This window comes from Flexivirga lutea, assembly GCF_054778955.1.
Genome location: NZ_BAAGZB010000002.1, coordinates 1,215,724 through 1,234,940 on the forward strand (window position 1 = coordinate 1,215,724; position 19,217 = coordinate 1,234,940).

General features: G+C 67.7%; 22 protein-coding genes. 8 read left to right on the forward strand and 14 right to left on the reverse strand.

Translation table 11 applies throughout. The annotated features are described in order from the left end of the window. The first annotated feature begins 12 nt into the window (after nt 1–12). Together ACYVBN_RS12210 and ACYVBN_RS12215 are read left to right on the forward strand one after the other, a co-directional pair. On the forward strand, nt 13–573 hold the full coding sequence (locus ACYVBN_RS12210) for an ArsR/SmtB family transcription factor (RefSeq protein WP_460600742.1): 561 nt from the start codon (nt 13–15) through the stop codon (nt 571–573). Next, complete coding sequence (locus tag ACYVBN_RS12215) at nt 570–1,826, forward strand: MFS transporter (RefSeq protein WP_460600743.1); 1,257 nt, start codon at nt 570–572, stop codon at nt 1,824–1,826. The genes ACYVBN_RS12210 and ACYVBN_RS12215 overlap by 4 nt, the downstream gene beginning before the upstream one ends. Here ACYVBN_RS12215 and upp read toward each other — a convergent pair. Then, complete coding sequence (upp, locus tag ACYVBN_RS12220) at nt 1,811–2,449, reverse strand: uracil phosphoribosyltransferase (RefSeq protein ID WP_460600744.1); 639 nt, start codon at nt 2,447–2,449, stop codon at nt 1,811–1,813. The genes ACYVBN_RS12215 and upp overlap by 16 nt on opposite strands. Nucleotides 2,450–2,465: 16 nt before the next feature. On the opposite strand from upp, the gene tadA reads away from it, so the two are divergent. Continuing rightward, nucleotides 2,466–3,089: a tRNA adenosine(34) deaminase TadA gene (tadA, locus tag ACYVBN_RS12225; protein WP_460600745.1), complete on the forward strand. Its 624-nt coding sequence runs from the start codon at nt 2,466–2,468 to the stop codon at nt 3,087–3,089. A 519-nt stretch (nt 3,090–3,608) separates the two neighbouring features. On the opposite strand, the gene ACYVBN_RS12230 is transcribed toward tadA, so the two are convergent. Next, a complete protein-coding gene (locus ACYVBN_RS12230; protein ID WP_460600746.1) occupies nt 3,609–4,322 on the reverse strand; it encodes a class I SAM-dependent methyltransferase in 714 nt (237 codons plus the stop codon). Nucleotides 4,323–4,469: 147 nt separating this feature from the next. On the opposite strand from ACYVBN_RS12230, the gene ACYVBN_RS12235 reads away from it, so the two are divergent. Then, nucleotides 4,470–6,149: a peptide-N4-asparagine amidase gene (locus ACYVBN_RS12235; protein WP_460600747.1), complete on the forward strand. Its 1,680-nt coding sequence runs from the start codon at nt 4,470–4,472 to the stop codon at nt 6,147–6,149. 74 nt (nt 6,150–6,223) lie between these two features. Here ACYVBN_RS12235 and ACYVBN_RS12240 read toward each other — a convergent pair whose 3' ends face one another. Both ACYVBN_RS12240 and ACYVBN_RS12245 read right to left on the reverse strand, forming a co-directional pair. Continuing rightward, entirely contained in the window at nt 6,224–7,408 is a 1,185-nt protein-coding gene (locus tag ACYVBN_RS12240; protein WP_460600748.1) for an RNA polymerase sigma factor, read from the reverse strand. 22 nt (nt 7,409–7,430) lie between these two features. Beyond that, entirely contained in the window at nt 7,431–8,141 is a 711-nt protein-coding gene (locus tag ACYVBN_RS12245; protein ID WP_460600749.1) for a YciI family protein, read from the reverse strand. Between the two features lie 432 nt (nt 8,142–8,573). Between ACYVBN_RS12245 and ACYVBN_RS12250 the strand changes: the two genes are divergently transcribed. Beyond that, entirely contained in the window at nt 8,574–8,741 is a 168-nt protein-coding gene (locus tag ACYVBN_RS12250) for a D-arabinono-1,4-lactone oxidase (RefSeq protein ID WP_460600852.1), read from the forward strand. A 33-nt stretch (nt 8,742–8,774) separates the two neighbouring features. On the opposite strand, the gene ACYVBN_RS12255 is transcribed toward ACYVBN_RS12250, so the two are convergent. The 4 genes from ACYVBN_RS12255 to ACYVBN_RS12270 all read right to left on the reverse strand — a co-directional run bounded on the left by ACYVBN_RS12255 (nt 8,775) and on the right by ACYVBN_RS12270 (nt 11,287). Further along, the gene (locus ACYVBN_RS12255) at nt 8,775–10,019 is read right to left on the reverse strand and encodes an RNA polymerase sigma factor (protein ID WP_460600750.1); all 1,245 of its coding nucleotides are present in this window, start codon (nt 10,017–10,019) and stop codon (nt 8,775–8,777) included. Further along, nucleotides 10,016–10,402: a YciI family protein gene (locus tag ACYVBN_RS12260; protein ID WP_460600751.1), complete on the reverse strand. Its 387-nt coding sequence runs from the start codon at nt 10,400–10,402 to the stop codon at nt 10,016–10,018. Before ACYVBN_RS12260 ends, ACYVBN_RS12255 begins: the two co-directional genes overlap by 4 nt. 1 nt (nt 10,403) lies before the next feature. Beyond that, nucleotides 10,404–10,790: a YciI family protein gene (locus ACYVBN_RS12265; protein WP_440281888.1), complete on the reverse strand. Its 387-nt coding sequence runs from the start codon at nt 10,788–10,790 to the stop codon at nt 10,404–10,406. A 164-nt stretch (nt 10,791–10,954) separates the two neighbouring features. Continuing rightward, nucleotides 10,955–11,287, reverse strand: a complete 333-nt coding sequence (locus tag ACYVBN_RS12270; protein WP_460600752.1) for a YnfA family protein — start codon at nt 11,285–11,287, stop codon at nt 10,955–10,957. Between the two features lie 71 nt (nt 11,288–11,358). On the opposite strand from ACYVBN_RS12270, the gene ACYVBN_RS12275 reads away from it, so the two are divergent. Then, nucleotides 11,359–11,820, forward strand: a complete 462-nt coding sequence (locus ACYVBN_RS12275) for a phage tail protein (protein WP_460600753.1) — start codon at nt 11,359–11,361, stop codon at nt 11,818–11,820. 22 nt (nt 11,821–11,842) lie between these two features. On the opposite strand, the gene ACYVBN_RS12280 is transcribed toward ACYVBN_RS12275, so the two are convergent. After that, nucleotides 11,843–12,640, reverse strand: a complete 798-nt coding sequence (locus ACYVBN_RS12280) for a sigma-70 family RNA polymerase sigma factor (protein ID WP_440281885.1) — start codon at nt 12,638–12,640, stop codon at nt 11,843–11,845. 352 nt (nt 12,641–12,992) lie between these two features. Further along, nucleotides 12,993–13,394, reverse strand: a complete 402-nt coding sequence (locus ACYVBN_RS12285; protein ID WP_460600754.1) for a hypothetical protein — start codon at nt 13,392–13,394, stop codon at nt 12,993–12,995. A gap of 48 nt (nt 13,395–13,442) precedes the next feature. Between ACYVBN_RS12285 and ACYVBN_RS12290 the strand changes: the two genes are divergently transcribed. After that, nucleotides 13,443–14,066: a phosphotransferase-like protein gene (locus ACYVBN_RS12290; protein WP_460600755.1), complete on the forward strand. Its 624-nt coding sequence runs from the start codon at nt 13,443–13,445 to the stop codon at nt 14,064–14,066. 81 nt (nt 14,067–14,147) lie between these two features. On the opposite strand, the gene ACYVBN_RS12295 is transcribed toward ACYVBN_RS12290, so the two are convergent. After that, nucleotides 14,148–14,870, reverse strand: a complete 723-nt coding sequence (locus ACYVBN_RS12295; RefSeq protein WP_460600756.1) for a nucleotidyltransferase domain-containing protein — start codon at nt 14,868–14,870, stop codon at nt 14,148–14,150. Nucleotides 14,871–15,228: 358 nt separating this feature from the next. On the opposite strand from ACYVBN_RS12295, the gene ACYVBN_RS12300 reads away from it, so the two are divergent. Continuing rightward, nucleotides 15,229–15,831: an ATP-binding protein gene (locus ACYVBN_RS12300; RefSeq protein WP_460600757.1), complete on the forward strand. Its 603-nt coding sequence runs from the start codon at nt 15,229–15,231 to the stop codon at nt 15,829–15,831. A gap of 108 nt (nt 15,832–15,939) precedes the next feature. Here the strand turns inward: ACYVBN_RS12300 and ACYVBN_RS12305 are convergent, their stop codons facing one another. From ACYVBN_RS12305 to ACYVBN_RS12315, 3 genes are all read right to left on the reverse strand, one after another. After that, a complete protein-coding gene (locus ACYVBN_RS12305) occupies nt 15,940–16,209 on the reverse strand; it encodes a hypothetical protein (RefSeq protein ID WP_460600856.1) in 270 nt (89 codons plus the stop codon). 97 nt (nt 16,210–16,306) lie between these two features. Beyond that, on the reverse strand, nt 16,307–18,313 hold the full coding sequence (locus ACYVBN_RS12310; RefSeq protein WP_460600758.1) for a helix-turn-helix domain-containing protein: 2,007 nt from the start codon (nt 18,311–18,313) through the stop codon (nt 16,307–16,309). Beyond that, on the reverse strand, nt 18,310–19,056 hold the full coding sequence (locus ACYVBN_RS12315) for a TnsA-like heteromeric transposase endonuclease subunit (protein ID WP_460600759.1): 747 nt from the start codon (nt 19,054–19,056) through the stop codon (nt 18,310–18,312). The genes ACYVBN_RS12310 and ACYVBN_RS12315 overlap by 4 nt, the downstream gene beginning before the upstream one ends. Between the last annotated feature and the right edge of the window lie 161 nt (nt 19,057–19,217).

The window sequence follows — 19,217 nt, forward strand, 5'->3', positions numbered from 1 at the left end:
ATACTGCCAAACATGTCTTTGGAGGATGAGGCGCTCACCGAGCTGCGCGCGTCGGCGCATCCGGTGCGCCTGCGGATGATGTCCCTGCTGACCGGCGCGGCGATGAGTGCGGCCGAGCTCGCACGCGAGCTGGACATCACCCAGGCCAATGCCAGCTACCACCTGCGGATGCTGGCCAGGGCCGGCGAGGTGGAGGTCGCCGCGACCGAGTCGGTGCGCGGCGGGCAGGCGAAGAAGTATCGCTATCGCTACCCCGCCGAGCGGGGCGGCGCGGCCCGGCCAGGTGCGTGCGGCGTCTCGGCCGGGGAGTGGCGGCAATACCTCCACGCGCTGCATCGCGAACTGGTCCGGCGTTCGGAGCAGCGCGTTGGCGGGCAGGCGCTCAGCGCCGACGCGGAGGTGTGGGTGCGGCCCGAAACCTGGCAGCGGGCAAGGGAATTGGTCGCGCAAGCCTCACAATTGGTCCATCAGGAGGCGCTGCGGCCGCATGCCTCCGGGTCGGTCCACGTCAACTTCCAGGCCGAGCTCTTCCGGATGCGCGACGAGCACGATGAGCCCGAGGCCGGCGCATGAGCAAGCTGACGGCCGCCCTGCCGGTGCTGCACGAGAGGAACTTCCGGTGGTTCTTCCTGTCCCGGTCGATCAACACCGTCGGCGGCATGATGACACCGGTGACCATCGCCTTCGCGGTGCTGAAGATCGACAACTCGGCGAGTGCGCTCGGCATCGTCCTGGCGGCCGAGATGGGCATGAACGTGCTGTGCCTGCTCTTCGGTGGGGTGATCGCCGACCGGCTGCCACGGCGTGCAGTCATGCAGACGTGCTACCTGGCGATGGCGGCGGTGCAGGTCACCATGTGCGTCTCGCTGTGGGTGGGGTGGGCGACGGTGGCGTCGATGACCGTGCTCGGCGCGATTGCCGGTGGGGTTGCTGCGTTTTCGATGCCGGCGCAGCAGGGGCTCATCCCGCAGCTGGTCACGCGCGCGCAGCTGCAGCAGGCCGACTCGCTGATGTCGTCCGTCCGCAACGGCGCCACGTTCATCGGGCCGGTCCTCGGCACCGTCCTCGTGGCGTCCATCGGACCCGAGCTGGCACTCGCCGTCGACGGGTGTTCCTTCCTGGTGGCGGCGGCGTTGCTTGCCCGGGTCGTGCTCCCGCCGGCCGCTCGTGCTGCGACGTCGATGTTCGTCCAATTGCGCGAGGGCTGGGGCGAATTCGTCTCCCGGACCTGGCTGTGGGTCATCGTGCTGGCCTTCGGAGTGCTCAACGCGATCCAGATGGGCGCCTGGGTCGTCGTCGGACCGGTCGTGGCGAAGAACAACCCGGCGCTCGGCATCAAGGGCTGGGGTGTCGTCCTGGGCGCCGAGGCCGTCGGCATGCTGGTGATGTCGATCGTGTTGCTGCGAGTGCACATCCAGCGCCTGCTGCGCGATGGTATGGCGGGAATCTCACTGATCGCGATCCCGCTGCTGTTGTTGGGAATCCACCCGCAGACGGCATTGCTGGTGGTGGTCGCCTTCATCGGTGGTGCCGGCACGCAGGTGTTCAGCACCGCGTGGACGGTCGCGATGATGGAGCAGATCCCCGGCCCCGTGCTGTCCCGGGTCGCCAGCTACGACATGTTGGGGTCGTTCGTCGCCATACCGATCGGGACCTTGACCTTCGGCTGGCTGGCCAGTCACCTCGACGTGCGGCCGCTGATGATTACGGCCGCATGCTGCTACGCCGTGGTGGCGCTGGCCACCCTGCTGGTGCCTTCCGTGCGCGGGCTGAGCCGGCTGCCCGATGAGCCGAAGGAACGCGGCGAGCTTCAGACCACGCCGTAGAGCCGGTCGCCGGCATCGCCCAGGCCCGGCACGATGTAGCCGTGCTCGTTGAGTCGCTCGTCGATCGCGCCGGTGACCAGGGAGACCGGGATGTGCAGGTCGGCGAGTTGTTCGTCGACCGCCTGGATGCCTTCCGGGGCCGACAGGAGGGTGACGGCGGTGATGTCGTCGGCGCCCCGCTCGGCGAGGTAGCGGATCGCCATCGCGAGCGTGCCGCCGGTCGCGAGCATCGGGTCCAGGACATAGCACTGGCGGCCCGACAGGTCGTCCGGCAGCCGGTTGGCGTAGGTGATGGCCTCGAGGGTCTCCTCGTTGCGCTGCATGCCGAGGAACCCGACCTCCGCACTGGGCAGCAGCCGCACCATGCCCTCGAGCATGCCGAGTCCGGCGCGCAGGATCGGCACCACCAGCGGTTTCGGCGACGAGAGTTTGATGCCGGTGGTGGCGCTCACCGGGGTCTCGATGTCGAACGGCTCGACACGGACGTCGCGTGTCGCCTCGTACGCCAGCAGCGTGACCAGTTCCTCGGCGAGGCGCCGGAAGGTGGGACTGTCGGTGCGCTTGTCGCGCAAATAGGTCAGCTTGTGGGCGATGAGGGGGTGCTTGGCCAGCTCGACACGCATGGCGCAAACTCTAGTCGTGCTCACGCCGGATGCTCATGACCGTTGGATGTCGCTCGCTCTCGAGCAGGCCGGGATGGCGCTCGCCACCGACGACGTCCCGGTCGGGGCGGTGGTGCTGGATGCCGACGGCGCTGTGGTCGGCGCTGCCCCGAATCGCCGAGTGGCCGACAGTGATCCGCTGGCGCACGCAGAGATCGTCGCGATCCGCTCGGCCGCCGAGACGTTCGGTCACTACCGGCTGGACGACTGCACGATGGTCGTGACCCTGGAACCGTGCCTGATGTGTGCCGGAGCGATCATGCAGTCACGCATCGCACACATCGTGTTCGGCGCGTGGGACCCGAAAGCCGGCGCGTGCGGCAGCGCCTGGGACGTCATCGCCGACAACACCAGCCCGCACCAGGTGGATGCGGTGGGCGGTATACGGGAGCAGCAATGCGCGCAACTGCTGACGACGTTCTTCCGCGCGCGGCGTCGCCGGCCGCAGACGCGAGACGACTCAGCGTTTGCGCCCGATGGCCTGCACCACCACGTAGCCGACGCCGAGGATCACAGCGGCGGTGAAGGCAAGCCACACCAGCTTGAAGACGGCCGGCACCACGATCAGCAGGACCAGCAGCACGACGACGACCTTGGCTGAGGAGGGCCAGTCACGCATGGAGATCACTTCCTCGATCGGCGAGTAACCCCAGTGTCGCACAGCTGACCGTCAGGATCCGGCCATGCCGGGGCCAATGACATTGCTGTCCCACGAGATCGGCGGCACCCCCAGCGCCGGGTCCGAGCCGGCGCGGCGCCGTACATGGAAGCCCTCCCAAGGTAGCCACTTGTCCCGTAGGGCGGCCTCGACGTCTAGACCCATCCCATGCGCGACGGGCTGCCATCGCGACGACGTCGGCGCATTCGGCGACGACCGCCGCTCGCTGCTCCTCGACGGTCTTGCCGCGGCTGTGTCTCCGGCCACGGGCCACTAGCAAGGCCTGGCTGACCCCGATCTCCTCGACGAGCTTCATCAACATCAAGTCCGGTGTGCTGTCGACGGTATGAATCTCGGCGTAGCCGGCGGGGATCCGCTCGAGACGGTCGGTCCATTCAGTGATGACCGTCCGGCATGGTGTCAGCCGAGACCGGCACCTTGTCGACGCAGGTCGCAGGTGGATCAGTCCGGGCTGGCGGGGCGTTGGGCGAGCACGTAGGCGCGTTCGGTGGGGATCTCCACCCCCGGGTGCGGCAGGCGGGTGGTGACCGACACGATGTCGAGGCCGGCATCGGCGATCTCATCGATGACCTGGTCCGGTTCGAGGAAGTGTCCGGTGATGTCCACGCTGTGCCCGAACCACGTCTGCAGGTGTTGGGTCTGGCCGGCGGCGAATTCTTCGCTGCGAATGTGGAACGACACCAACGCGATCCCGCCGGGACGCAACGTGCGGAAGACCTGCGCGAAGGTCCGTGCCCGCTCGGTGGGGCTGAGGTTGATGATCGCGTAGAACATCACCACGCCGGCCAGGCTCTGGTCCGGCTCGGTCAGGTCGGTCATCGACTCCACGCGGAATTCGGCCGTGGGGTTGTCGGTGCGCGCGATGTCGATCATCGCCGGAGAGATGTCGATGCCCAGTGGTTCGGCGCCCAGCGACGCGAGATGGCGGGTGATGTGCCCGGGGCCGCAGCCGATGTCGGCGATCCGGCCTCCGTCGCACATCTCCACGACCGCCGCCAGCAGTGCCCGGTCCAGCGGCTTGCCGGCGAGCTCGTCGCGCATGGCGTCGGCGTATTCGCTGGCCACCGCGTTGTATGCCGCCGCGACCTGGCTGTCGCTGTAGGCCGCCGGGTCCGGTGCCTCGGACCGCTGCTCGCTGTCGGGCTGGCTCGTCATACCGCCCAATCTAGGTCGTGTCGATCCGGTCAGCCAGCGCACCTCGGCGTCGTTGCCGGTCGGCAGTGGGCGTTCGCCAAAGACCCACCGGGGTCGCCACACGACTAGCGTCGTGCAGTGGTCCTGTTCCAGCTGTGAGGAGTTGTGGTGCGTCGTCTGCTGAGTGTCGTCGGGGTTTCCGTCCTGTCCGTGGGTATGGCGCTGGCCGGCTCTGCCGGTGCGAGTGCGGCGACTGGTCCGGCTGCGGCCAGTGGAGTGATCGAGTCGTCCGGCGGGGACACGGTGTCGGCCCAGCCCGGAGTGTCCCGGCCCGACACCACCCATTGCACGGTGACGCTCGCCGACCACTTCATGTCCAATGCGGCGGACCTGTCGCCACAGCACTACTCCGGGACCTTGCAGGTGCCGGACAAGTGCCAGGGACCGTGGTCGAAGGTCGTGCTCGATGCGACGACGTCCGTGACCGGCCGGCAGTACGACCGCTCCGGCGAGCTCGAGATCGGCGGCGTGCCGGTGTGGTTCGGCACCACCCAGGAGCCGAATGGCGCTCGGCCGACGACGTTCTCGTTCGCCAAGGACATCACCGAGTTCAGCTCGTTGTTCCGGTCGTCGCAGCCGTTCTCCGGTGGCTACACCAACTACATGTCCGACGTCTACACCGGCAACTACGACCAGACGGTGACGATCACCTTCTACCTGGCCGACCACAAGCACCCGGCGCCGGAGGTGCCGGACAAGGTCGTCGGTGTCCCGGTCGCGGACCTGTCGCCGTCGCACCGCACCGCCTCGGCCACGCTGTCCGGCCTGCCGCGCAACATCACTCGCGCGCGACTGGAGACGACCTTGAAGGGCAACGGCTGCGACGAACAGTGGTTCACCGCGGTGCCGGACGAGGTCGCGGCGAAGTTCCCCGGCGACGGTCTGTGCGCGGCGGGCGCCTACCGGGAGGCGTCGGTGTCCGTCGACGGCACCCCGGCCGGCGCGGTCGGGACCTTCCCGCACATCTACTCCGGCGGCATCGTGCCGACGTTGTGGCGCCCGGTCGTGGCGATCGACACGCTCGACATGCGCACCGAGTCCCTTGACCTGACGCCCTTCGCGGGACGTTTGGTCAACGGCGGCACTCACTCGATCTCCTGGGCCATGAACCCGATCGGTGACACCTGGAACGTCCGGGCCGCGCTCTTCCTGTGGACCGATCACCACCGCGCGCAGACCTCCGGCGCACTCACCCAGGACACCGTGGCCGCGGCACCGACCTCTCACACGAGCTCCGGCGACCCGGTCGACGGCACCGTGCAGTATGCCGAGGCCGCGCGACGCTCCGACGTCATCAGTGGGTATGTCGACACCTCCGCCGGCCGCGTCGTCACGACCGTGAAAACCACTCGTGACTGGAAGAACTCGGGCAGCGTGGGCGACGCCGGGATGGTGCAGCATGTGACACAGTCCGATGCGATGACCACCCGGTCCGTCTCCCGGGTCGGGCACCGGGTCGTGCGCGATGAGTCACTGCGCGAGTCCTACCCGATCACCGTCGACTTCTCCGCCGCCGACTACGTCGACGACCAGAACTTCTCACTCCACGGCACGGTCGACATGACGCAGCGCGTGTCGAGCGTCGTACGTGACGGCCGGCAACACACCCGGCGGGGCTGGGACTGGAACGTCACGTCATACGGCGTCCTCGCTCGCACGAACGGTGTCACCAGCGAGTCGGACGGGCACTCCACCACGAGCTACGTCGGCACCGATGACACCGGACGGCCCTACTGGCACCGGGTCGCCACCGATCACGGCCAGGTCGTGAGCGACCGTCAGCACTGACACGCCGGTCACGTCGGTCGAGTAGGGAGTGGAGGAGCGAAGCGGGGGAGTTCCCGTATCGAGACCACGTGTGGTCACGACCCGGTGATTCGAGTGGTTGTCACCTCGCTCTTCACACCGTAAAGGAAATCGCGCAGCCGGGCCGCCTCGCGCAGCAGATGATCACGCTCCTTGGCGTTGGTCGCCCGGCGTGCCGCGTCGGCATAGTGCCGCGCCGCGGCCGGCAGGTCGCCTGCCTGCTCGTGCAGGTATGCCGTCACCGCGGCGTGCCGGGGGACCTGTGCGTCGACACCGGCAAGCGCCGCGAGGCCTACCGCAGGCCCGTCCGCCTCGCCGACCGCCACTGCCCGGTTGAGCCGGACCACCGGCGAATCGGTGAGCGCCAGGAGTTCGTCATACCATCCGACGATCTGCACCCAGTCGGTCTCCTCGACGGTCCGGGCATCGGCATGCAGCGCGGCAATCGCTGCCTGCGCCTGGTATTCGCCCAGCCGGTCGTCGGCCAGGGCGCGCTGCAGGATCGTCACCGCCTCGGTGATGAGGCGGGTGTCCCACTGACTGCGGTCCTGGTCCCGTAGCGGCACGAGTTGTCCTTGCGGTCCGGTGCGCGAGGCGCGGCGGGCGTGGTGCAGCAGCATCAACGCCAGCAGGCCGCGGACCTCGGGCTCGCTGGTGCGAGAGGCGAGTCGGCGGGTCAGCCGGATCGCCTCGGCACTGAGGTCCAGCGAACCGCCATACCCCTCGTTGAAGACCAGATACAGCACTCGCAGGACGGTGCCGAGGTCACCCGGCGCATCGAGTCGGGTGTCGCGCAGCAGCCGTTTGGCACGGCTGATGCGTTGCGCCATGGTGGCTTCGGGCACCAGGTGGGCATCGGCGATCTGGCGGGTGGTCAAGCCGCCGACGGCTCGCAGGGTGAGCGCGACGGCGGCGGAGTTTGAGAGTTTCGGGTGCGCGCAGAGGAAGTAGAGCTGCAGGGTGTCGTCGACGCTCGGGGTGCTGCCCGGCTCGGGATGGTCCGCGACGCGCAGTTCGCGGGCGCGCCGGGCATCGGTCGCCCTGACCTGGTCGAGGAAGCGTCGCCAAGAGGCGGTGATCAGCCACGCCAGTGGGTCCCGCGGTGGCGCATCGGGCCAGCTGCCAAGGGCGTTGATCAACGCGTCCTGGACCGCGTCCTCCGCCGACGCGAAGTCGGCTCCGCGTCGGCAGAGGGCGCTGATCGCAGCGGGGACCAGCTCTCGCACCAGGTCGTCGTCCATGGTCGGTCCGCCGGACGGCACGTCACTCCGCCGTGGCCTCGCGATCCCAGGTCAGGAACGGCCGGACCTCGAGCCATTCACCCAGCGGTTCGCCGCCGGCGGCGGGCGCCGCGGACAGCTCGCCGGCCAACTGGATCGCCCGCTCCTGCGAGTCGACGTCGATGATCATCCACCCGGCGATGAGATCCTTGGTCTCGGCGAACGGGCCGTCGGTCACCGGTGGCTTCCCCTCGCCGTCATACCGCACCCACATGCCGTCCATCGACAGCGCGTCGCCGGAGACGAACTCGCCGGACCGCTCCAGCTCCGTGGCGAAGTCGTCCATGTACTTCATGTGTGCGTCGACCTCTTCCGGGGTCCACTGGTCCATCGGCACGTTGTTCGTGGCGGCCGGTCCGCCCCGGTAGTGCTTCAGCAGCAGGTACTTCGCCATCATGTGTCCCTTCATCGCGTGCGACCCATTCTGGTCGCCGATATCCAGGGGACGATGCTGTCGGCGCGATCTCGACATGGTCGCGAGAATCATTTGCAGCAAGCTGGTCGAGTGCCGGAGGAGCGCAGCGGGGGAGGTGTATCGAGACCCGCGCTCTTCATACGAGCTGGAGGTGGGCGGCCAGGCGCAGCACCTCCGCGCCGGTGCGGTCGGCGCATCGAAGGTGCCGGTGATGTCGGCATTCGCGTAGTCGACGGAGGACTCGTCGAAGAGCGCTTCGAATCCCAGTGGGCTCCCCATGCTCCGACGCTACAGCGGTGACTCTGACGGTCGGATTCACCAGTGACGGTCGGATCCGGCCGTCACTGGTGCATCTCGCCGTCAGAGTCGGTCGGACCAGCGACGATGACGGCCGGACGGGACAGTGACCGGTGATCGCGCACGTTCCTGATGTCGGCGGCGGATCGGCGATGGACCACCCAGGGGAAGTTACTTTTCGGTGAGGTCCGCGTATGACGCGCACCAGCGCACCCCGCTGGCGCCGGCCGCCCCAGCTCCGGGATGTGCGGTTCGCCAACTGGGTCCGCACGGAGGGCTCCGCTCCGAGTCGCTGGGAGCTCCCCGGCACCGAGACCGATGCCCGTCCGTCACACCGAGGCCGGCGCGTGGGACGCGGCGCTGCGCACGGTCGTCGGTGACTGCGACCCTTACGTCGCCGAGTTGTAGCGCCGGCTGCGCGACCTCGGCGCCCGGCCGCACTGGGGCAAGGAACTGGATCACCGCGCGCCTGAGCCGCGCGCGCTCTTCCCGCGCTTCGCGGACTTCGTCGCGGTCCGCGACGCGTTCGACCCCGACCGGATGTTCGCCAATCCCTTCCTGGACCGCGTCCTCGGCAGCTGAAGCCTGTGGCGAACCCGACTGCTCCGCAACGGATCAGCCGCGCAACTGGTCCCGCCGCCGGTTGAGATGAGCGAGCTCGCCCGGATTGCCGGCGAGCACGATCGCGCGGTCGTATGCCGCTCGCGCGTCGGCGCTGCGGCCGAGACGCCGCAACATCTCGGCGCGCGCCGCGTGCAGGGCGTGGTAATCCTTCAGTTGCGTTGCCACCCGGTCGATCTCGGCCAACGCCAGCTCCGGTCCGTCGAGTTCGGCGAGTGCGACCGCCCGGTTCAGGCGCACGATGGGCGAGGGGTCGATGCGCGCCATACGGTCGTAGAGCGTGACGACCTGTGACCAGTCGGTGTCGCGCGCGGACCGTGCGTAGGTGTGCACCGCATTGATCGCCGCGAGCAGTTGATACCGGCCAGGAGCTTCACCGCCGGCTGCGACGGCGGCGAGGCAATCACGGACGAGCGCATGCCCCTCGGCGATGAGGGCGCGATCCCAGGCGCCGCGGTCCTGCTCGTCGAGGGTGACCAGCTCGCCGGTGACGGACAGCCGCGCCGCGCGCCGCGCGTCGGTCAGCAGCATCAGGGCCAAGAGCCCGGTCACCTCGCCGTCCTCGGGTCGCAGCTCGTGCAGCAGCCGCCCGAGCCGGATCGCCTCGTCCGACAGGTCGGTCCGCAAGGGGTCGTCCCCCGCCGAGGCGAGGTAACCCTCGTTGAAGATCAGGTAGACGACGGCGAGCACCCCGCCGAGCCGGTCGCGTATGTCGGCGGCCGACGGCACTCGATAAGGGATGTGCGCGGCCTTGATCTTCGCCTTGGCTCGGGTGATGCGCTGCGCCATGGCGGTCTCCTGCACCAGGAACGCGTGCGCGATCTCGGCGACGCTGAGCCCGCCGAGCAGCCGCAACGTGAGTGCCACCCGGGCCTCCATCGCCAGCGCGGGGTGACAGCAGGTGAAGACCAGCCGGAGCCGGTCGTCCTGCACCGGACTCGTTGCGGCCACTGGGGTTTCGTCGATGAGCAGGTATGCCGCCCGTTGTTTCCCGTCCCGCTGGGACTCACGACGCAACCGGTCGATCGCCTTGCGCGTCGCGGTGGTGGTCAACCAGCCGCCCGGGTTCGCCGGGACGCCCTGGCGCGGCCAGTGCTCGACGGCCGCGACGAACGCCTCGCCGGCGGCGTCCTCGGCCAGGTCCAGGTCGCCGAAGCGACGTGCGAGACCCGCCACCACCCGGGCCCACTCCTCGTGGTGGGCCCGGGTGATCGCCGCCTCGACGGGTGGAAGTGTCACGAATCCATGAGTGCCTGAAAGGAATCGGCGGTCTGGAAGGGACGCACCTCAACCTTGCCGCGGCATGCCTTGGACCCCTCGGCGGCGAGCGCCAGGGCCTCGTCGAGGTCGGCGGCTTCGATGACCCAGAAGCCGCCGAGGTATTCCTTGGCTTCCAGATAGGGGCCGTCGGTGACGATCGGCTTGTCGCCCGTGCCGTCGACGGTGGTGGCGGTCGTCGCCTCGGCGAGTCCGTCGGCGAAGACGAAATGCCCCTCCCGTTCGAGCTTCTCGTTGAAGGCCGCAGTGTCCGCGAACGACGCGAGCATCGCCTCCTTGGACGGGTAGTTGCCGTAGTCGCCCAGCTCGGGTGCTCCGAACACCGACATCATGTACCTGGGCATGTCACTGGCCCTCCTGCGTCTGGCGGTCGATGATCTCTGCCACACCGGAAGGGAACCGGTGCACCTCCTGCGGCCAGTCGAGACAGACCGCCAGGCGACCGGCCCAGTAACGGGCGGCGTCGTCATCGGCGGCGGTGATCGCGGTCAATCCGCCCAGGTGCTCCTTCGTCTCGACATACGGCCCGTCGCTGAAGACCGGCTCACCGGCTGTGGCCACGACGCTGCAGATCGCCGTGGACGCGTCGATCCCTCCGTCGGCATACAGGAAGACGCCCGCCGCCTTCATCTCCTCCAGCACCGCGCGCGAGGCCTCGCTCTTGCGGCGCAGGTCCTCCGGTGTCTGGTCGGGGACCCACTCGTCGTTGAACGCGATCAGATAGTTCGGCACTGCCTTCTCCTCTCAGGTCGGTCGGGAACCGGCTGCGGCCCCGTCCCGACGGCCGCTCGGCCGCCATACCGACTCCACGAACGCGCGGGCCCGAATACGACACCGATCCGACACCGGACCCGGAACATTTTCAAGGGGCCCGGGCCGGCGGTCCCGTGGCCCGGTCAGCGCCGCGGCGCCAGCATGATGACGGCGACGCCGATCAGGCACACGACGGCACCGAGCAGGTCCCACCGAGTGGGCCGGAAACCGTCCGCGAGGACGCCCCAGGCCAGCGACCCGGCGATGAAGACGCCCCCGTATGCCGCCAGCACCCGGCCGAAGTGGGCATCCGGCTGGGCGGTGGCGATGAAGCCGTATGCCGCGAGCGCGGCCACGCCACCGACGGCGAGCCACCAGGGCCGGTGTTCACGGACCGACTGCCAGATCAACCAGCAGCCGCCGATCTCGGCCAGCGCGGCCAGGACGAACAGGCCGTAGATCCGCAGGGTCGTCACAGCAGCACGGTAGACGGCATACGCTGACCAGGCCGTATGGCGCCCGCCGCACCGCGACCCTGGGAGGATCCGTGTCCTACGCAGTTGATTTCACCGCTGTGTCGACAATCGGGCTCGAGTCGTCGCCGGTCGCGGAGGCGCTCGCGGGCCTGCGCGCCAACGAAGCCCGCTACTTCAAGAACACGTACGACCACGTGTTCACCGTCGAGCCCGCCGACGAAGCAGCGTCGGCCGTGGACTGGGTGAGCGAGATCCTCGCCGAGGAGCGAGACATCGTGATCGCCTCGCCCGCGCTGGAGGCCACCGAGTTCGAGGTCGACGGCATCCGGATGGCCTACGTCTTCTACCGCAGCGGCTTGTCGATCAATGTGATGTACACCCTCGCCGAGGGCGGCAAGCGCGCTGTCGGCTTCAAACTGTCCGACGGCATGGAGGTGCCGCAGGAGTTGGCTGCGTTCAAGTTCGCCCGGCAGAGGTCGAAGCTCGCCGGCACCATCCGTGGGTCCTACTTCGTGCTCAAGGGTGAGCACTGACCGCGGCTGCGTCCCCGGGGTGTCACGATGCGGCGCCGACGTCCCGTCCAGGCGCCATCGCACCGCGCAGCTCGTCCAGGATGCCGGCCAAGAGCCGCGAGACCTGCATCTGGCTGACGCCGATGCGCCGGCCGATCTGCCGTTGCGTCAGCTCGTCCACGAAACGCAACCGGACGATGAGCCGGTCGCGGGGGGTGAGCGTGCGCAGCACTGATCGCAGTTGCTCGAAGTCTTCGACCCGTTGCAGGTCGGTGGAGACGGCGCCCAGGGTCTCGCTCACCGTGATCTCGGGATGATGCTCGGTGGGTGCGTCCATCGAACCGGCGACGTATTGTCCGTCGGCCACCACAGCGTGCTCGACGTCGCGGATCGTCAGGCCGAGCGCCGCGGCGACGTCGGCGGCGCGGGGCTCTCGACCGAGTTGCTGCGTCAGCCTGTCCACACACGAACGCACGGCCAGGCACCGCTCCTGCAGCTCCCGCGGGGGCCGCACGGCCCAGCCGTGATCCCGGAAGTATCGCTTCAACTCACCGGTGATGGTGGGCACCGCGAAGGCCACGAACCCGTGGCCACGGCCGGGCTGGTAACGCCGCACCGCCTGCACGAGCGCGAGCAGGGCCACCTGTTCCAGGTCCTGTCGCTCCAGGCCGCGACCGTCGTAACGGTGCGCGATCGAGATGGCCAGCCCCCGATGGTCCAGCACCACCTGATGGCGCAACTGGGCAGCGCGACCGCGGTTGACCCGTTGGGCCTTGCGCAGTGAGTCCTCGACGCTGGATGAACGCTCCGGTGAGCTGGAAACTGCAGGGTGAGGCGGCATAGCTCTGCTCCCGTGTGGAACCAGACCGACCACCTTCTTGAGCCGGAACATCCTCCTCATGGTGACACCTCCGGCAAGTGGTGGCAAACCGGAGACAGGCCGAGGGCGCCCGCCGTCCGTGCGCGTTGCCGTTGTGCGAGGTGTAGGTTCCGGGCGTTCCTGTCGTATCTGCCAGTGGCAGCTGATCGAATCCGGAATAGTTGTCCAACCGGATATCCGAATTTTCTGTCGTATTCTCTCGACAGCCAGGGCACTACTCGGCGGGCGATGTCGACGCTGCCGGATAGCCGCGGTGGACACCAGGGAGTCTGAGAGGCCCGCAAGCACCCGGAGCCGCTCAAACAGCGTGAAACTACCCGGCGTACAGAACGTCTGTCACGAATGTTCCGTCGGCGTCGAAGTGCTCCATTTCGTACCACAGGTCGCCGTGCCGCCAGATCGCGGCATACATCTCCGCGATGTCCGCCGGTGCGCACCGGTGCGTCTGCCAGCCGTCGTCGGGCAACTCGATCTCACCGAGACGAGCGGTGCCCAGACCGGGCAACCGGGAAACCTCATCGGCGCTCCAGAGGTGGTCTCCCTGCACGCCGATCAGGTACTCGAAGGTGGGCCCGGCCGGGTCCCAGGTGTGCCCGATGCCGCGCAGCTGTGATGGGTCGGCTTGGCTGCGCATGAGTCGCCAGAACGTCCCCAGGACCTCGAACTGGCTCCCGTCGCCGGAGTCGATCGTCGCCTGGACGCCGTTGTATCGCATCGTCCCATTGTCTCCAAGGGTGGTGACATCGTCTGCGACACTTCCGCGGTGCCCGCAAACGCGATCGTCCTCGTCGGAGTGTCCAGCGTCGGAAAGACCTCGGTGGCCGAGCAGTTGCAACTCGCCTTGCGCGAGCCGTACCTGCACGTCGGCATCGACCATTTCTTCTCGATGTTCCCGTACGAGTGGCTGGATCACCCGCGCCGGCCGGGCCCGGGCTTCTGGGTCGAGAAGACCACCGATCCAGACGGCTCTCCCCGCGCCCGGATCCGGTACGGCACGGACGGTGCCAAGCTGTTTGCCGGGATGCGCGCGGCGGTGAACGCGCTGCTGGCGACGGGGAACAATGTCATCCTCGATGAGATGCCCGTCCACGACACGGTCGTTCCCGCTTGGCGGCGCGACCTGCGCGCTGCCTCCGTCTTATGGGTCCATCTCACGGCGTCGCTGCCGGTACTCGAACAGCGGGAACTGGTCCGCGCCAAGGGCCGGGTGCTCGGCAACGCGCGCGGCCACCTGGATGTGGCGGTGGGCGACGACTGGGACCTGGTCGTCGACACCGAGACGTCCTCGCCCGCCGATACTGCAGCGGCCATCGTGAAGGCGCTCTTGGCCGGTAACACAGGCACGCGCCCGGCAATCTGCATCCGTCGTAATGTTGATGAGTTCTGAGGCCATCTGCCACTTCACTGCTGCTGCCCGCGACTTTGAGTTTGCCGCCGTGTGGGCAGGCAGCGCTGCCGAGGCTGATTGTCAGCTCCGCGTGGCTCGGGAAGTCGTGCGGCGCGCATCGCGCCAGGCATACCAGGCACCCCGGAGAAGCGGCGACCGCGCAGACTTCCCCTGTCGCCGCGCCCGTATTTGAGCGACGAGCCACGGTGGGGCGTCGATGGCTTCGATGGCGGCGGTCTTCGTCAAGAGCTGTCCTGTGTGAAGAGCGTGACGACCCCTGGCCATCGAGGTCAGGCCCAGGTCGATCATGCTCCGGTCGAGCCACCACCACGGCCTAGCAGCCGCCTTGGCCCAGTAGCCAGTCAGTTCTGCCAAAGCGGCCCGCCGAATGTCCTGGTCGTCGACCGGCGGCAGCAGTGTCCGTGGCGACCGGCCGAATACGGCATACCCATGGCGAACGACCTCTGCCCTGGCCACCAGGGACCAGGCGCGCTCGACCATTGCGCCGTGGGTCCACGTTGGATGGAGTGCCTGAATATCGTGGAGGCGGTCGACGTCGAGGTACATGCAGCCCAACCGCATCCCATACGCCGCTCCTCGGTCGAGCGAGCGATGAATCCGCTCCAGGGTGGCGCGTCTCTCCCGGTCGATCGGGCCGATCGTCAATGCGACCAGGTCCAGATCGCTCACTGTCGGGCGATAGTCACCGGTCGCCGCCGACCCACCGACGAACAACTCGCTGATCCAGCCGAGACGCTTCAACTCATCGGCGAGGATCAGCACACCCGGCGGCGTCTCTAGCATGCAAGCATCATCTCTCGGGTGCGTTGGTTCTACCCGGGCACATCGCCGCACGCCGAACCCGTAACGGCGAGCGGCACAAGAAGGTGTCCTTGCCGACGATCTGCAGCCACCTCCCGTTTGCACTCCGTCCCTGGGCCTTTCGGGCGGCGCTCCAGAGTCCATGCGGCGACATCGGAGACGCTCACTGACACCCAATCAGCGACATGCCTTGGCGCTGTCGAAACTCATCGGCGAACGCTCTCGGAACTCACCTACAGATTCAAACGCCCCTCTCGAAAGTGCTCGTCCGTACCACGATGGAGTGCCGCTGCCGGCTGGGCCGAGCCGACGGGGCTCCTAGACTTCCGAGGTGAACGACATGTCCCAGTGGATTGTCACGACTCACGACTGGGCCGTGTCGGTCGACGAAGAGCACCTGGCACACATCCAGCAGAACGCCACCGTCTACGCGCCGGGTGGGCTGCGGCACATGGTGCTGGAGGTGCTGGCCTACGCCGACGACGAAGCAGCCGCGGCCGGTCGGATGGGAACAGCCGTGGTCGCGATCGGATCCGGCGGGCTGGTGTCCGTGCGCGACGACGGGCGCGGAACCGACACCCGGCGAACCCCGCAGGGGCGTATCGTCCGTAAGCCTGTCATGGCGACCAGGGACGTTCGGTTCTTCGACAACCCCGGCCGGCCAGTGTTGCCCGACGGCCTGCCGCGGTGGGGTATGTCGGTGGTCGCCGCATTGAGCACCACACTCGTGCACGAGAACCGCCGGGTGGAGGGCCGTTGGATGCAGACGTATCACCGTGGGATTCCCGCATCCGAGCTGGCCGAGGCCCCCGGCGACGGCATGACGGGAACAACCGTCACCTTCACCCTCGACACCCGCGTAGACACCGACCGAGTCCTCAGGCCGTCAGACCTGTCTGCGTTCAGGTCGTTGGCGATCGTCCTCGATGACACGCACGATTGAGCCTGTTGCCGTTCATCGCGGTCAGTCCCGGACCAACGGGTTCCGGAACGGCGGTGCGGGAGACTGACTCTGTTCATCGTGCGAGGGCGCGGAGGACGCCACCGGTCATCACCGCACACAATGTCTGCCGAACATCGACGTCTGCAGTTCACCGACGAACCCGCCGTCCCCGGTCAGGTCGACATCGCCGTCGTCGATCTTGGCGAACAGCCCATCCAACGCACCGGACTCGGCCAGCTCGGACACCGCGGCCCGGGCCGGTGACCCGGCCCGGATCGCGCGCCGCTCAGCCAGCCGGCTCGGCCGCTTCGGCGCAGGCGTATCAGTCACATCAGTCCCAGAAATCTCGTCCGTCACACCGGACATCGTGTCGGTCATCATGGTCCTTTCAGGACCGACCCCTTACACAGACCATCTGACACCCTCTACGGGCGCGGCTCGTGGTCCCGCAGCCAGTCCGCCCACGGATTCGGGTTCACTCCAGAACCTCCAACCCGCCGTCGGGATGCTTCTGGTAGTACTCGTCGAATACGTCCAGGTCACCACCCGAGGCAGTGTTCTTGCTCGCAGTCTTGGCCTGTTGCTTGGCGAACAAGTCGATGACACCCGGCACGGAGGCACGGTCGCGCGGATCCTGCGTCGGGTCGTCGCCGGGAGACTGGCCTGTTGTGGCTGCCGCTCGCTGCGCCGACAACCGGATGGCCAGGTTGCGGTCACGACGCTCGGTGACTTCGCCGTGTGCCCAGTCAGCCAGCAACGCACCAAGCGCCTCGTCCGGGTCGACGAACCGTTGCTGTTGGACACTCAGCCGCCGGGTGAAGTCAGCGGCCTCGGCGCTGAACGGTGCATCCAGAGCGGCGGCGTGCTCCCACTCCAGCCGATGCCACACGCCGTCGGCAGGATCCTTGAAGAACACCGACCGCACGTCGTCCCGGTTCACCATGAACGGCCACGCGCCGGTGTGCTCGCCACCGTAGGTCGACTTCATTCCCCGGTACGGATTCAATGCCGGACCGTCGTAGCGTCGCCCCAGCAGTTCGACACCGTAGTGGTGAATCTTGCGCCAATGAGTTTCCAGGAACTCCATCGCCACGTCAGCGGTCGCGGGCAGCCGCAGCGCGCCGGAAATCGCGACGCCCCGCTCGAACATCTCGCGCGGCGACAACTGCACGTCGGGTAACCGCGGGTCGCACAAACCGTCATGCGGTGTCGCGTGGTAGACCCCGACCCACTCGCGGATGAGTTGCTCCAGTTCCGGGACGTACAAGAACGCCTCGTCCTCCACATTCCTGCCACGGGATGCCACGTCAGGCCCCTTGTACGCGGGCAGGTGCTCCAGCAAGCCGTGCCGCAGAGTCAGGAAGAACCTCTCGATCCACGGCTTGTCGGTGGGCTTGTGTGGGATCGCCGGCTGCACATTAATACCCAGTCGGTCACACACCGACAGCAGATGCCGCGAGAGGTAGATCTTGCCGTGATCGACGATCACCGTGTCGGGGACGATGCCCGTCTCGGACCAGATATTCTCCGGCACACCGACGTACGGGCCCACCGGGGCGTTGGCAGCCCGGCCCCACTGCTGAGGAGTCACCGTCTGGTGCAGCACACTCGCCGCGTCAACCGAGGTCGCAGCGACCGGACGGAGCGACACACCAGTGACGCACCGTGAGTACACGTCCATCGCGACCGTGAGTTCGGTGTTCACCCATCGCAACGACACGGGTTCCATCGCGTGCACGTCTAACCGCGTCGTGTCCATCACGACGAACTGGCCAGGGCGCTGCGCTGAGAGCCGGCCCAGAACGCCTTCCGGCCGATCCGCCACCGACCGTCGCTGTTTGGCGGCACCGAAGGTGTATCGGCCTTTGTCGAGTTCCCGAACACGCACGTACGCGACCGAGCGTTTCGGTGGGGTGCGGTCCGGGAACGCCGCCAAGTAGGCATCATTCGCATGCTTGATGACGGTCTTGATCGTAGGGTTCGACCGGTCCCGGTACGAGGCGAGCGTCTCCCGGCAGATGGCATCCCACGCTGGGTCGACCGACGTCCGCGTCGTCCGCAGCATCCGTGAATCCAGCAGGCCCGCCACCCCGTCATTGCGGTACCTGTCGATCATCCGCTGCACGGTGCGGACACTGACGCCAAGCTCGGTGGCCGCCGCCCGCATGGCTGCGTCTTTCTGGCCATGCGACAGCCCACGTACCAACGGACCGATCACCGCCGCTTGCGATTCGGCTCGCCGACGCTGCTGCGCCGGCACCGCCGACAGCGTCACGCTGCCCGGCAACTCGTCTCGATACGCATCCGTTTCAGGGTCATCGTCGGCCGAGCACGCCGCATCGATCAGGTCAGCGGAACGGATGAAACGGGCGCGTTGACCCGCTGTCAGGCGCACACCGTCCCCGACGTGCTCACTGACGGACCAGACCTCGCCATCCAGCCAGAGTCGCGCGCCAACATGCAATGACAAGACCTTGGTCATGCTGCGACCTCCTGGCAGGTCAGCACCGACTCTCCGCTCAGCGGGATCGACATGTCCACCGACCACTGGCCGAACCACAACAACGCCAAAGCCGAGAGCCGGACAGTCGCGTGATCCTCGATATGCGCCGCCGCGGCGGCCTCGGCCTCTGCCAGGGTCATACCAGATACACCAACCGACGCGACGGCCTGGGTTGTCGCCTCATTAAGCAAGAAGAGACGCCGACCCGCGGCCAGGTAGGTGATGTTCGACAAGGCGACGGGATCAGCGCCCGACCACACCTCGTATCCCCAACCCAGATGCGCGCATGCCTTGCCCGTCCACTCGAACTGGGCAACCACCTCCGGTTTGGTCAGACGCTGCTCGGGCTTGACGTCCACAACGGTCACCCGCCCGTTGCGATGTTCGAGTATGAAGTCCGGGAAGTGACCATTTCTGTCAGGGCAGTCTCGCCCGGACAGTAGAACGGGCTGCGCGGCGACGGCCACCACATCAGGGTCGAAGTCGGCCAGCCACAACCGATCGCGCTCCAGCAGGCTCTCGTAGAGCACCATCGAGCCCGTCGTGGCCATCCACATCACGCCCGGGTAATTCCGTTGCCCCCGCCGCGAACCTGGTTTCCGCGTTGGCCGGCCATGAGCCAGTCGACGTACATCCGGCAGGCTTTGATCCCACTCCACCAAGTCCTCGTCAGCCGGGGGACGCCACCGCACCCTCACATCCATGCCAGCAGCGTGCCGCATGCGACAGCAAGACTGGATTTGGACACGCCGATGACATGAAACCTGGATTACGACACGTTATTCCGGATCCGACACGAGGCCGCCCGAAATTCGTCCCGCGGACGGGGAATCATTCGGCCGAGTGGAAAGTTGAGTCAAGTAAGCGCAACTTTGGTGCGGCC

Coding starts and splice junctions, on each gene's coding strand:
- ACYVBN_RS12210 (WP_460600742.1), top strand. CDS start 13: ATGTCTTTGGAGGATGAGGCGCTCACCGAGCTGCGCGCGTCGGCGCAT.
- ACYVBN_RS12215 (WP_460600743.1), top strand. CDS start 570: ATGAGCAAGCTGACGGCCGCCCTGCCGGTGCTGCACGAGAGGAACTTC.
- upp (WP_460600744.1), bottom strand. CDS start 2,449: ATGCGTGTCGAGCTGGCCAAGCACCCCCTCATCGCCCACAAGCTGACC.
- ACYVBN_RS12230 (WP_460600746.1), bottom strand. CDS start 4,322: ATGACGAGCCAGCCCGACAGCGAGCAGCGGTCCGAGGCACCGGACCCG.
- ACYVBN_RS12240 (WP_460600748.1), bottom strand. CDS start 7,408: ATGGACGACGACCTGGTGCGAGAGCTGGTCCCCGCTGCGATCAGCGCC.
- ACYVBN_RS12245 (WP_460600749.1), bottom strand. CDS start 8,141: ATGGGGAGCCCACTGGGATTCGAAGCGCTCTTCGACGAGTCCTCCGTC.
- ACYVBN_RS12260 (WP_460600751.1), bottom strand. CDS start 10,402: ATGCCCAGGTACATGATGTCGGTGTTCGGAGCACCCGAGCTGGGCGAC.
- ACYVBN_RS12280 (WP_440281885.1), bottom strand. CDS start 12,640: ATGCCGCCTCACCCTGCAGTTTCCAGCTCACCGGAGCGTTCATCCAGC.
- ACYVBN_RS12285 (WP_460600754.1), bottom strand. CDS start 13,394: ATGCGATACAACGGCGTCCAGGCGACGATCGACTCCGGCGACGGGAGC.
- ACYVBN_RS12295 (WP_460600756.1), bottom strand. CDS start 14,870: ATGCTAGAGACGCCGCCGGGTGTGCTGATCCTCGCCGATGAGTTGAAG.
- ACYVBN_RS12300 (WP_460600757.1), top strand. CDS start 15,229: ATGTCCCAGTGGATTGTCACGACTCACGACTGGGCCGTGTCGGTCGAC.
- ACYVBN_RS12305 (WP_460600856.1), bottom strand. CDS start 16,209: ATGACCGACACGATGTCCGGTGTGACGGACGAGATTTCTGGGACTGAT.
- ACYVBN_RS12310 (WP_460600758.1), bottom strand. CDS start 18,313: ATGACCAAGGTCTTGTCATTGCATGTTGGCGCGCGACTCTGGCTGGAT.
- ACYVBN_RS12315 (WP_460600759.1), bottom strand. CDS start 19,056: ATGCGGCACGCTGCTGGCATGGATGTGAGGGTGCGGTGGCGTCCCCCG.